At 71.1% G+C, this 12,130-nt stretch carries 10 protein-coding genes and 4 pseudogenes; 6 read left to right on the top strand and 8 right to left on the bottom strand.

The window, feature by feature from the left end; all coding sequences use genetic code 11:
- Window positions 1-53 precede the first annotated feature (53 nt).
- A pseudogene (locus V7050_RS12070) lies at window positions 54-245 on the bottom strand (DUF2924 domain-containing protein); the annotation flags it as partial.
- 290 nt (window positions 246-535) lie between these two features.
- Here V7050_RS12070 and V7050_RS21055 point away from each other — a divergent pair.
- The 4 genes and pseudogenes from V7050_RS21055 to V7050_RS12085 all read left to right on the top strand — a co-directional run.
- Window positions 536-694 (top strand): annotated as a pseudogene (locus V7050_RS21055) (DUF6511 domain-containing protein); the annotation flags it as partial.
- Window positions 695-700: 6 nt separating this feature from the next.
- Window positions 701-1,153 (top strand): annotated as a pseudogene (locus tag V7050_RS12075) (baseplate multidomain protein megatron); the annotation flags it as partial.
- Between the two features lie 8 nt (window positions 1,154-1,161).
- The gene (locus V7050_RS12080; RefSeq protein WP_324375801.1) at window positions 1,162-3,066 is read left to right on the top strand and encodes a DUF2793 domain-containing protein; all 1,905 of its coding nucleotides are present in this window, start codon (window positions 1,162-1,164) and stop codon (window positions 3,064-3,066) included.
- A gap of 66 nt (window positions 3,067-3,132) precedes the next feature.
- Complete coding sequence (locus V7050_RS12085; RefSeq protein ID WP_324410584.1) at window positions 3,133-3,462, top strand: hypothetical protein; 330 nt, start codon at window positions 3,133-3,135, stop codon at window positions 3,460-3,462.
- A gap of 378 nt (window positions 3,463-3,840) precedes the next feature.
- Here V7050_RS12085 and V7050_RS12090 read toward each other — a convergent pair whose 3' ends face one another.
- From V7050_RS12090 to V7050_RS12115, 6 genes are all read right to left on the bottom strand, one after another.
- Window positions 3,841-4,542, bottom strand: coding sequence for an ABC transporter ATP-binding protein (locus tag V7050_RS12090; RefSeq protein ID WP_324398271.1), 702 nt, complete (start codon window positions 4,540-4,542; stop codon window positions 3,841-3,843).
- A 3-nt stretch (window positions 4,543-4,545) separates the two neighbouring features.
- The gene (locus tag V7050_RS12095; RefSeq protein ID WP_324375636.1) at window positions 4,546-5,679 is read right to left on the bottom strand and encodes an ABC transporter permease; all 1,134 of its coding nucleotides are present in this window, start codon (window positions 5,677-5,679) and stop codon (window positions 4,546-4,548) included.
- Window positions 5,676-6,839, bottom strand: a complete 1,164-nt coding sequence (locus tag V7050_RS12100) for an efflux RND transporter periplasmic adaptor subunit (protein ID WP_324375638.1) — start codon at window positions 6,837-6,839, stop codon at window positions 5,676-5,678. The genes V7050_RS12095 and V7050_RS12100 overlap by 4 nt, the downstream gene beginning before the upstream one ends.
- The gene (locus V7050_RS12105; protein WP_324410586.1) at window positions 6,836-7,456 is read right to left on the bottom strand and encodes a TetR/AcrR family transcriptional regulator; all 621 of its coding nucleotides are present in this window, start codon (window positions 7,454-7,456) and stop codon (window positions 6,836-6,838) included. Before V7050_RS12105 ends, V7050_RS12100 begins: the two co-directional genes overlap by 4 nt.
- A gap of 116 nt (window positions 7,457-7,572) precedes the next feature.
- Window positions 7,573-8,940 carry an ATP-binding protein gene (locus V7050_RS12110; RefSeq protein ID WP_324375642.1) on the bottom strand — a complete coding sequence of 456 codons (1,368 nt, stop codon included), beginning with the start codon at window positions 8,938-8,940 and terminating at the stop codon, window positions 7,573-7,575.
- Window positions 8,937-9,596, bottom strand: a complete 660-nt coding sequence (locus V7050_RS12115) for a response regulator transcription factor (protein WP_324375644.1) — start codon at window positions 9,594-9,596, stop codon at window positions 8,937-8,939. Before V7050_RS12115 ends, V7050_RS12110 begins: the two co-directional genes overlap by 4 nt.
- Before the next feature lie 139 nt (window positions 9,597-9,735).
- Between V7050_RS12115 and V7050_RS12120 the strand changes: the two genes are divergently transcribed.
- Window positions 9,736-10,047, top strand: a complete 312-nt coding sequence (locus V7050_RS12120; RefSeq protein ID WP_324375646.1) for a PepSY domain-containing protein — start codon at window positions 9,736-9,738, stop codon at window positions 10,045-10,047.
- A gap of 73 nt (window positions 10,048-10,120) precedes the next feature.
- On the opposite strand, the gene V7050_RS12125 is transcribed toward V7050_RS12120, so the two are convergent.
- Window positions 10,121-11,227 (bottom strand): IS4 family transposase, encoded by a 1,107-nt coding sequence (locus V7050_RS12125; RefSeq protein ID WP_324375648.1) that lies wholly within the window; start codon window positions 11,225-11,227, stop codon window positions 10,121-10,123.
- 229 nt (window positions 11,228-11,456) lie between these two features.
- On the opposite strand from V7050_RS12125, the pseudogene V7050_RS12130 reads away from it, so the two are divergent.
- A pseudogene (locus tag V7050_RS12130) lies at window positions 11,457-12,130 on the top strand (ISAs1 family transposase); the annotation flags it as partial.

The raw sequence follows: 12,130 nt of genomic DNA on the forward strand, positions 1-12,130 counted from the left end.
ATCTACATCGACCCACCCTACAACACGCGCTCCGCCTTCGAGCACTACGACGACAGCCGCCGAAGCGTCTCGGGCTTCAACCCGCCGTAGGCCAGCTCCTGGATGCGGTAGGCGATGCGGTTCTCGAGGTGGCGGCGGTTGAAGGGCGGCGGCTCGGTCTCGAACAGCGTGCGCCACTCGGCCTTCAGCTCCGGCATCGGCATGATCTTGAGCGCGGCGACGCGCGCAGGGATCGGGTCGGTCATGCGGTTCTCCGTCGTTTCGGTTTCGCATGACCGCTCTGGTCGGGCAGGAAGTGTAGGAAACTTTCTCCCGACAACTCAGATAGTTGGCTTGACTGTCGGGCCCTGAGGCGGATCACCGAGATCGCCAGCGTGAGGTTCGCGCCATGTCCATCTGCGCCGTCTGCCGCCGAGAGGCCCGCGGCCACGGCTGGTTCGACGCCCGCTTCAAGGTCTCCGACCCTCGTCGCGAACGCTCCCGCCACCGGCTCTGCGGCCGGACCTGCCAGGACATCTGCCATCGGAGACGCGGCATGATCGATCCCACCGCCAACGAGCAGGCCGCGATGGCGGCCGGCGGCGACGCGGCCGGCGCGTACCTGGAAAGCCTAGAGAAGTCCGACCTCGCGACGCTCAGCCAGCCCGAGTGGCGGCAGCTGATCGAGATCGTGGTCACCGGCTACTGCGACACCCTGCGCGAGCTCGGGCTGCCGTGGAACTGGCGCATTGGTCCCGCGAGCCGCCCGGTCAGCGACGAGACCTATGTCGCGCGGGCCTTCACGCCGGTGGGCGTGGGCCTGCGACCGTTCTCGGTCGGTCATGTCGAGCAGCCATGGCGCAGGCCGCGCACGCCCGGCGATCTGACGATCCGCTGGAAGAGGCGGTCGCGTGCGCTTGTGGCCGACAGCTGGGGTGCGGTCGAGGCGCTGCTCGCCGAGGAGCTGGAAGCCTACGAGGTCGAGATCCTCGACGGCGCCACCGTGAAGCGGACGCTCGCCACGACCACGACCAGCGTCACCTACACCGCCGCTCAGCAGACCGCCGACTGGGGCGCGCTGCTCGGTCCCGGCGACACGCTCGACGTCCGCATCCTCCAGCTCTCCGCGCTCGTCGGCCGCGGCACCCCGAAATCCGTCACCTTGCAGTTCTGAAGGCACTCATGCCCGACACCAGCACACATCTCCTGCTGCCGTATCTCCTGGCGGCGCAGGCGCAGAAGCACGTCACCGTCAACGAGGCGCTGCGCCTGCTCGACGGACTCGTACAGCTCGCCGTTCTCGACCGGCACCTGACCGCGCCGCCGGCGAGCCCGGCCGACGGCGACCGTTACGTCGTCGCCTCGGGCGCGACAGGCGCCTGGAGCGGCTGGGACCTCAACGTCGCCTACTACGTCGACGGCGCCTGGATGCGGCTGGTGCCGCGGCCGGGCTGGCAGGCTTGGGTGGTCGACGAGGCGACCTTCCTCGCCTGGAACGGCAGTGCCTGGGTCGCCGCCGGGCTGCCGGCCTTCTTCTCCGACGCGGTCTTCGAGCTCGCCCATGATGGCGATCTTACTCGGCGGGCGGTGTTCGATCTCGCGGCGATCGCGGCGGGCGCGACCCGCAGCTTCGCGCTGCCCGACGTCTCGACCGAGCTCGCCGGCCTCTCGGGCGCGCAGACCTTCGACGGCGACAAGACCTTCGCAGGCGAACTCGAAGCGAGCGGGCCAGTGGCGACGATCGGCACCGCGTCGGGGAACGCGACCTACGGCCTCGGCACCGGGGCGACGGCGGCCGGCGCCATCAAGACGGTGAACCTCGGCACCGGTGGCGCGGCAGGCTCGGACACCGTCGTCAACATCGGCTCGGACGTGGCCGGCGCCGACGGCAACATGGTGGTCAACACCCCCACCGTCACCTTCGCCAATGGCGTCACCGTCGTCGGCATGCCGCAGGCGAACCTCACGGCGCTGCTGCTTGGGCTCGGTGGTGCGGTCGCCGATGCCTGGAACCGGCTCTCGGTCAACACCCCGGCGGTGCTCCTGAACAACGCAGGCAGCTCGATCGAGGCGACGGTCAACAAGGCCGCACCCGGCAACGACGCCGCCTTCGCCTTCAAGACCGGCTTCAGCGCCCGGGCGCTGATCGGACTGCTCGGAACCGATGACTTCAGCTTCAAGGTCAGCCCGGACGGCTCGGCCTACTTCGACGCGATCCTGATCGACCGCACCTCCGGACGAGTCGAGTTGCCGAAGCCGGCAATCCTGCCCGCCGCGAGCAGCGCCCCGGCGGCGCCGGCATCGGGGAAGCTGGCGCTCTTTGCTCGCAGCCGCGCCGGCCAGCCTTGGCTCGACGCCATGCGCCCGAACGGCCGCGACTTCTCGCTGCAGCCGCATCTCGGGTTGGCGCGGCCAGCGACCTGGCAGCCGTCGTCGGGCGCCACCATCGCCACCGAGGGCATGTCGAACTCCACCGTCGGCACGGTCTCGACGCCGGGGCTTGCGGCCACCTCGCTCGCGGCCAGCATGCGGCGCTGGCGTCTGACCTCTGCGGCCGTGGTTGACTCTGCCGCTGATCAGCGGAGCGGCGTCTTCACTTGCTGGCGTGGCAATGCCGCCGGACTTGGCGGTTGGACCCTTGTGACCCGCATCTCGCTCGCCACGCTGCAGGCGACCGGCATGGCGTTCTTTGGCCTCTATGGCTCGACCGCGGCGCTCGCCACGACCCTTGCGCTGAGCGCCGTCGTCAGTTGCATCGGCATCGGCTTCCAGCGCGGCACCCACACGCGCTGGCAGCTCGTGGCGAACGACGCAAGCGGGTCACCGACCCTCGTCGACATGGGCGCGAGCTTCGCCATCGCCACCGGTGGGGTGCTGACCCTGACGATCGCGGCAGCGCCGAATGCTAGCTCGGTCTGGGTGCGGGTCGTGGACGAGGTGAGCGGCGCCGTCTTCGAGCAGGAAGTGACCGCCGACCTGCCAGCGGCGAACCAGTTCCTCAGCCCCCGGCTCTTCATGAACAACGGATCCACCGCGGCCGCCGTCGCCTTCGACTGCTCAGGCGTCTACCTCGAGACCGATTTCTGATCCCATCGACCGGGGGCAACGGCGGGGTCGGCACGAGCCGGCCCCGGCCCCCTGATCTGGAGACTGATGATGACTCCGCCCCGTCGGGAGGCCGTCCGCCCGTCCGACCACGACCTGGAGCAAATGCCGGAGCGGGCCGCGGAGGAAGGCTGCGGCGGGCGCTCCGACGTCGGCCTCGGCGGCAAGGCCTCGAAGCACTTCGAGGGCATCGCCTTTGACATCGTCATGGCGAACCACGATCCGGAGGCGTTCGAGGCGGCGGCGCGGCGCTCCCATATCGACCTTGACCCGGCGTGGAGCCGGCGGGAGCCGCTCCCGAAGCACGCGACTGCCTTCGCCGAGAGCCCCGCCCGATCTTCGGCGGCCGAGTGGCCCGTCGGCTACCCCGAGCCCTGAATGCCGAGATGGCAATGGCCAGCCACACCACCGTTCGCAGGGTCATTGCCCCTACGGTGCGGGCCTCGTAGGCGCCGCCCCCCGCGACATGGAGTCCGAAGGCGGCAAAGACGGCGAGCGTCGCAATCGCGATCGCGGCGGACAGCCAGGCCGCCCAGCACCGCCGCGCGAGCAGCCCGAGACCTGCCGCCACATAGGCGAAGCCCGCGACGGTGTTGAACCAGAGCACGAACGGCACCGCATCGCCAACCGCCGCCCGTGCCGCCGCGCCGCCGAAGAGCGCCCGGCCGCCGGAGGCGATGGTGAGGATCCCGAACACGATCGCCACGCCGGCGGCGATCCGCATCCCGGTACGCGCCGGACCTGTCCGTGTCATGCTCATGCTCCCTCTTGGGACTCCAACCGCCCGTCGCGAAGATGGAAGATCCGGTCGAACCGGTCGTAGATCTTCTCGTCGTGGGTCACGGCGATGATGCAGGCGTCCTGCTCGGCGGCGAGCCGGCGCAGCAGGTCCATGACGATGCCCGCGCGATGGGAATCGAGCGCGGCGGTCGGCTCGTCGGCGAGGATGATGCGCGGGCTGTTCGCCAGGGCGCGCGCGATCGCCACCCGCTGCGCCTCGCCGCCCGAGAGCTTCGCCGGCATCGCGTCCTTGCGGTTGCCTACCTCGAGGTAGTCGAGCAGCTCGACGGCGCGGCGGCGAGCGGTCGCGCCGTCGTGGCCGGCGAGGTGCAGGACGAGCGCCACGTTGTCGGTGGCGTCGAGAAACGGCAGCAGGTTGTGGAACTGGAAGATGAAGCCGATCTTGTCGAGCCGCAGCCGCCGGAGGTTCCCGCGCAGCCAGCGGCCGTCGAAGACCGTCTCGCCGTCGAGGACCATCCGCCCGGCATCGGGGTCGAGGATGCAGCCGATGACGTTGAGCAGCGTCGTCTTGCCCGATCCCGACGGCCCGAGCAGCGCCACGACCTCGCCCGCCGCCACGGAGAGCCCGACCTCGCGCAGCGCATCGACGCGAGCCTCGCCCTCGCCGAAATGCTTGGAGATGCCGGAGATTTCGACGAGCGTGTCGCGCGGCGCCATCCCTCACCCCCCGAGCGCGGTCGCGGGATCGACCCTGAGCGCCGCCCGGACGCCGAGGCCGCTCGCCGCGATGCAGACGACGAAGACGATGCCGGCAAGCGCCAGCGCGTTCACCGGCTCGAGCACCACGCGCCGCGGAAAGACGTCCTTGATGAGCATCACGAGGATCAGCCCGAAGGCCCAGCCGACGCCGCCGAGCGCCAGCGACTGCTGGACGATGAGGCCGACGATGGTGCGGTCGGGCGCGCCGATCAGCTTCAGGGTGGCGATCTGGCGCAGCTTCTCCATGGTCATCGTGTAGATGATAAGCGCGATCACCACCGCCGAGACGGCGAGCAGGATGCCCATGAAGAGCCCGATCTGCCGGCGGGCGCGGTCGACGACGGAGGCGGTGAGCAGGTGCTCCTGCTCGGCCTCGGTCAGCGCCGCGAGGTGCTTCCAGCGGCGGACGGTCTCGACCACGGCCTCGGCGGAGGCGCCGGGCGCGAGGCGCGCCACCACGGCGTTGACCGTGTTCTTGCCCTCGATCGCCGCGCCACGCGCGATCTGGACCCGCGCGGCCGGCGGCGCGAGCTCGAACTGGAGCCGCTGGGCATCGCGCAGCGGCAGGTAGATCGCGGGGTCACCGCCGGAATTGACCTGATCCCGGACGAGGCCGACGACCTCGAACGTGTCGCGCCCGAGCGGGATGCGGTCGCCGAGCGCCAGCCCGGCCCCGACGTCGGCGACGATCTCGTGGTGGCTGCGCCCGATCGGCCGCCCGGCGGCCAGATCGCTCGGCGCGCCGAGCCGGCCCGGCTCGACCCCGACGAGGTAGAGCCGGTGCGTCCGCCCGCCGAAGGTGGCCTCGGCGGTCTGGTAGGTCAGGCTGCCCGCCTCCTCGACGCCGTGCAGGCGCGCGATCGCGTCGCGGGTGTCGCCGGGGATGCGCGACGCCTCGGCGAACGGACCCTGCGTGCGGGCCTCCACCACCCAGACGTCGGCATCCGGCGCCCGGACGATGGTCAGCGCATCGACGACGAGGCCGTTGTAGATGCCGATCATCGACAGCACGACCGCCATCAGCAGGCTGAGCCCGAGGCAGGTCAGCAGGAAGCGGAAGAGGTTGTGGCGCACGTCACGGAAGGCGAGGTTCATCGCTCGCCCTCCGGCCGCACCCGCGCCCGGCGGCCTTCCTCGACGCCATCGAGGCGCGTCGCGACGATCTGCGCGCCTTCCGGCAGGCCGCCGGCCACCTCAAGTCGCGCGTCCTCGCTGCGGTGGCCGAAGCTCAGCTCCGCCCGCACCAGCCGGCCATCTTCGATCAGCCAGACCCGGCCCGTGCTGCCGTCGAAGCCGCTGACTGCGAGCTCGGGCACGAGCAGCGCATGGTCGAGCTCGGCCACGGTGATCCAGACCTCGACCTGCTCGCCGAGATGGACCCGCGGCGGGCACTGGCCGCACTTCACCCAGACGCGGCGCTCCTCGTTCACCCGGTCGCTCTCGATGCCGATCCGCGCCACGGTCGCGGGGAAGATCGTCCGGGGCTGCGAACGCAGGCGGACCTCGGCGATCTGGCCCTCCTCGATCGCGCCGGCCCGGCCCTCGTCGATATAGGCGAGCGCCCAGATCGTCTCGGGTGCCATCAGCGTGAAGATCACCTGTCCGGGCGCCACCACCGTTCCGGCCTCGACATGGCGCTCGACGACCACGGCGTCGAAGGGCGCCCGCAGGACGTGCTGCTCGAGGACCGTCCGCTCGTAGCCGAGCGCCGCCTCGGCGTCGGCGACCAGGGCCTGGGCGACATCGACCTCGCTCCGGGCCACGGACAGGTCGGCCGCCGCGACCTCCGCGTCGCGCTGCGCCTCGTCGGCGGTCTGCTGCGAGGCCGCATTCCGGCTTAGAAGGCTCTGCTGGCGGGCGTTCGCGCCCTGGCGCTGCGCGAGCACGGCGCCGGCCCGATCGACATTGGCCTCGGCCTTCCTGACCGCCACCTCTGCCGCCAGCTTCGCCGCCTCCGCCCGCCGCACCCGCGCTTCCTGGTCGGCGGCGCTCAGCCGCGCGAGCACGTCGCCCTTGGCCACCTCGTCGCCATGGTCGGCGTCGAGCTCGGTCAGGGCGGCGCCGACCTCGAAGCCGACCCGCGACAGCATCCGCGCCTCGACCGTGCCGAGGCCGAAGACACGGATGGTGACCTTCTCCTCCGGCTCGACCACGCTCACGCCTATCGGTCGCACGGCGAGGATCGCGTAGACGATGGCGGCGAGCGCTGCCAGCGCGAGAAGGCCGAGGGCGACGCGAGGCAGGGAGAGCTTCACGACCCGTCCTCCCCCGCCGTCGACGACGGACGAAGCAGCGCCAGCTGGACGGCGAGGAGCCGCGCTCCCTCCGCCTCGAGCGCGAAGCCCTTCCGGTTCAGCGACCAGCGTACCGCCAGGCCCTGCACGAGCCCGATGAGCAGGAAGGCCACGTCGTCGGGATCGAGGTCATCCCGCATCTCGCCGTCCTTCTGCGCCCGCAGGACCTCGTCGGCGATCGTCCGGTGGAAGCGGCGCATCAGATCGAGGAAGCGCGCGCGAAGGGCATCGTTCTCGACATGCAGCTCGCGCGAGAACAGGATCGCCGGGATGGCGGGCGTCGCCTCGATCAGGCGAAGCTGGGCGCCGACGAGATCGCTGACCCGCTCGACTGGCCCCGACGGTCGGCCGAGCGCGCCGCCCCAAGCTGCCGTCATCCGGTCGGCAACGGTTTCGGCGACGGCCTGCCAGATGGCCTGCTTCGTGCGGAAGTGCCGGAAGATGGCCGGCTGGCTCAGGCCGATCTCGGCGGCGATCGCCTCGGTCGTCAGTCGATCCGGCCCCATCGCGTCCGACAGCCGCAGGGCCGCCGACACGATCTCCGACCTTCGCTCCTCTGCGGTCTTGCGCAACATCATGGCGATCCCATTAGTGAGTGATAACTAACGTACCTCGACAGCGTTTCAAGGCGCATTCCCTTCCCTCCGCGATGCGGCGAGCGCGGGCCGGTCCCGTCCCGCCTTGCTGCCCCGGATCAGGGATGTCGCGACGATGCGGCCCCGGGTCCACCGTCCGCTTCGACCGGAAGGCGAAGCGAGGCCTCGAAGCCCGACGATGACCCGGGGCGGGGCGATCGCAGGACGAGTTCGCTGCCGATGCGCTCCGCGATCGCGGCGACGATGGCGAGGCCGAGGCCGCTGCCGTCCGCCGCCTCGGTCGCCCGCTCGAAGCGGTCGGCGAGGCGGCCGAGCGCATCCGGCGGCACGACCGCCCCGTCGTTGGCGACCGTGAAGGTTCCGTCGGCGCGCAAGCCCACCGCCACCGGCGCGGCGCCGTCGCCGTGGCGGATGGCGTTGTCGACGAGGTTCCGGCAGATGATCCCGAAGGCGTCGGGGTCGAGGTCGGAGAGGACCGGGCGGTCCGGCAGGTCGAGGGTGACCGCCGGGCTCCCGGCCGCGCGCCCCATGTCGTCGACGACGAGCCGGGCGACGCCGCGCAGGTCGCCCGCGTGGTCGAGCCGGAGCCGCCCGCCTTCGGCGCGTGCGAGCTGCATCAGCCGTTCTGCGAGGCGGGTGAGGCGCTTGAGGGTCGCCTCGATCTCCACCGCGCGGCGGACCGTGCCGGGGTCGGCGGCCTCGGATCGCAGGCGCTGGACCTGGGCGATGGCGCCGGCGAGGGGCGTGCGGAACTCGTGGGCGGCGTTGGCGGCGAAGCTGCGCTCGGCCTCGAAGGCCGCCTCCAGGCGCGCGAGCAGGCCGTTCAGCGTGACCGCCACCGGCGCGATCTCCGCCGGCAGGTCCCCGGCCGGAACCGGCGACAGGTCGCGCTCGCTGCGCGCTTCGAGACGCGCCCGGAAGCGGCGCAGCGGCGCGAGGCTCAAGCGCACCGCAAGGACGATCGCGACGAGCGCGAGCGGGATCACCGCGAGAAGCGGCAGGCCGAGGCCCATGCGGATCTCGCGCGCGACGGCGGCGCGGTGGTCGAGCGGCTCGGCGATGGTGATCCGGACGCTGCCCCTGAGCGCCGCCTCGCTGTAGAAGCGGTGGGTCGCGGACCGCGCGAACCCGGGCCCGGCATAGGCGGGGAAGATTGCCGGATCGGCGGTATGGGACTGGAGCAGGATGCGCCCCTCGGCGTCGCGGACGACATAGGTGAGGAACTCGTCGTGCTCGCGGATCGTCGCGAGCCGCTGGGTGACCCCGTCCTCGTCGCGCCCGACAATGTCGAGGACGGCGAGCGGCAGGAGGCGTTGCGCTGCTTCCTGGAGCGCCGAGTCGAAGACCCGGTCGATCTCGTGGCGCAGGATGACCGCCGTCATCGCGGCCGCCGCGATCCAGAGCACGGTCAGCAGGAGCCCGATCCCGAGGCCGAGGCGCCCCTCGAGGCTGCGCGGCACCCTCATGGCCGCCCGAGGCGATAGCCGAGGCCGCGCTCGGTCTCGATCACCCCGGCGCCGAGCTTCTTGCGCAGCCGGCTGACATGGACCTCGATGGCGTTGCTCTCGATCTCGGCGCCGAAGGCATAGAGCTTGTCCTCGAGCTGCGCCCGCGACAGGAGCTGGCCCGGCCGGGTCAGGAACGCCTCGAAGAGCGCCCACTCGCGCGCGGTCAGCTGCACCGGCCGGCCGTCGCGGCGGATGCTGCGCGACGCGAGGTCGATCTCGAGCGGACCGTGGACGATGATCGGGTTCGGGTTGCCGGCATAGCGCCGCGCCACTGATCCGATGCGGGCGGAGAGTTCGTCGAGATCGAAGGGCTTGACGAGGTAGTCGTCGGCGCCGGCGTTCAGCCCCTCGATGCGGTCCGAGACCTGGTCGAGCGCGGTCAGGATGATGACCGGCGTCACGTCGCCGCGCGCCCGGAGCGCCTTGAGAAAGCCGATCCCGCGGCCGTCGGGCAGCATGAGATCGAGGAGCACGAGGTCGTAGGCGGCGCCGGCCATCGCATCGCCTGCGGCGTCGAGCCGGGTCACCCAGTCGAGCGACTGGCCGGCGTCGGCGACCTGGTCCCTGACCGCGGCGCCGAGAACGGTGTCGTCCTCGATGAGCAGGATGCGCATGGCCTCGTCTCCCGTTTTCGGCCCTCCCTGTCCGCCCGGGCTGACGCGAGGCTGACGCGCGGGGGGCAGAGGCTTCAGCTTCCCGTCAGCTTCGCCGCGCATGGTCCCCGCGAGATGACCCGGACCGGAAGTTTGGCCCATGCGGAAGACGCTGACAATTCTGACCCTTCTCGCTGCCCTGCCGGCCGGGGTGGCGCGGGCCGACCGCGACTGCTTCGTGCCGATGGCCGACTGGCAGCCGCGCGAGGCGGTCGCGCGGCTGGCAGCGGAGAAGGGCTGGACCGTCCGCCGGATCAAGATCGACGACGGCTGCTACGAGATCGACGGCACCGACGCCGAGGGGCGCCCGATCGAGGTGACGGTCGATCCGGGGACGCTCGAGGTGATGGAGATCGACTACGACGACCACGATCGTTCGCGCCGTGATCGGGGGGATCGCAGCCGCCACTGATACCCGACGGTCGCGAGGTCTTGCACTCGCCTGACCTCGGGCTGAATCGGAGCGCGGGCTGCGACGCCGCACACTACACGACTCTGGGTTTTCTGACCTTGTCTGAGGCGATGACGAGCCATGGCTCGACGGCGGCGACGGGGTCGTGACGGAGGAGCCTTCGGAGTTGATCGAAGCCGATGCGGAACCAGGACTTGGCGAGGTATCCGTGGGCCTTGCGCGCCGGGGCCTTGCGTCCGACGAGGATGGCGGCGGTCCTGGCTGCCCAGGCGACCGCGAGTGCGACGAGGCCGAGGAGCCGGTCGAGCTTGCGGGGGGTGACGAGCCGGGTGTCCTCGAGGTTGAGGCCGCGGGTCTTGGTGTCGCCGAAGAGGCATTCGATGGCCCAGCGCTTGCGGTAAGCCGCGAGCGCGGCGCGGGGCGGGGTGTTGGAAGCGATGATGAGCAGCGCGCCATCTTCGAGACGCCGGGCGGCGAAGTTCAGCCACAGCGGGCCGCGGGCCTCGTCGTGACCCGGGACGTCGTTGCCCAGGGCGGCGCGGAAGGTGCGGACGCCGCGGCACTTGCGCAGCATCGAGCCGAGGGCGAGGTGGCGGCCGTCCTCGGTGGTCACGATCAGCTTCTCCTTCATGCGGATGGCGAAGGGGATGTTGCTTTCGTTGAGGAAGTCCATCCATGCGCGCCCGACGAACTCGCGATCTGCCAGAAGCAGCCGGATGCTCGCCGCGCCGAAGATCGCCAGGTAGCGGCGCATCAGCGCGATCCGCTGGCCGCTGTCGCTGGTGCCGCCATTGTTGTCGAGCACGCTCCAGATCAGCGGCACGCGCGCCCGCCGGGTGACGACGGCCAGCATCAGGATGTTGACGTCACGGGTGCCGAGCTTCCACTGGGTGCGGTCGAGCGCGAGGTGCCACGGGCCGTCGAGCCCCAGAAGCCCGACCACCAGCGGCGCCGACCAGTCGGCGCCGAGGCGGACGTGCTGGAAGAACCGCTGCAGCCGGCGATAGGTCGAGGCCACCAGCGCCGTGGTCGGACGCTCGCAGGCCAGATGACTGAGGTTCACCGTCCGGGCGCTGACCATGCCGACGACGATCAGGCACAGCGTCTCCAGCCGGCTCTTGCTCAGCCCGACATGCGGCCGCAATGTCTGCTGGAGGGTGGTGATGGCACGGTGAGGCATCGGGCAATCCTTTGGTGAGAATCGTCCAGAAAATCACCTCACGCCGCCCGGTGGTGTCGCGTACGTGGTGGAAATTCCCGAGCGGCGGTCTCCGGGCTGGTGAGGGTTTGCCGCTTCAAGCGGCGAGGTCAAGGGTTTGGGGGTCGAGAGCAAGGCTCCGAACTCATGTGACAGGTGACAGGCGGGAGTTTTGCTGAATCGATGCGACGGCCCTGATTCGGAGCCGCCGATGACCTCGCTGACCGAGAGCCTGCCCCGGAAGTCGCGCCTTACCGCGCTGCTCGATCACTTTGCGCAGGTGGAGGACCCGCGCGACGTGCGGCGGATCCTGCATCCGCTGCCCGAAGTGCTGTTGCTGGTGGTCTGCGGCGCCATCGCCGACTGCGACGACTACGAGGACATCGCCGCCTGGGGCGCGGCGCATCTCGATTTCCTGCGCCAGCATCTGCCTTTTGAGCATGGCGTGCCCGGCGAGCGCTGGTGACCATCCTGATGAACCGGATCAACCCCGCGCTCTTCGCCGCCGCCTTCGCGGCCTGGGTGCGGGAGAGTTGGCCGGGACGCGCCCCTCTCGTGGCGATCGACGGCAAAACCTCGCGCCGCAGCCACGACCGGAGCCAGGGCGCGGCGCCCCTCCACCTCGTCTCCGCCTTCGCCACCACCGCCCGCCTCGTGCTGGCTCAGGAGGCGGTGCCCGACAAGGCGAACGAGCTCGCCGCGATCCCGCTCCTCCTCGACCGGCTCGGCGCCGAGGACGGGCTGAGGGGCGCGCTCGTCTCCATCGACGCCATCGCCACCAACGCCGCCGTCGCCGAGGCGATCACCGCCCAGGGGGCCGACTACCTGCTCGCGGTCAAGGCCAACCAGCCGACGCTCCGCGCCGAGGTCGAGGCCGCCTTCGCC

The organism is Amaricoccus sp. (assembly GCF_036846665.1).
Lineage (GTDB): Bacteria > Pseudomonadota > Alphaproteobacteria > Rhodobacterales > Rhodobacteraceae > Amaricoccus.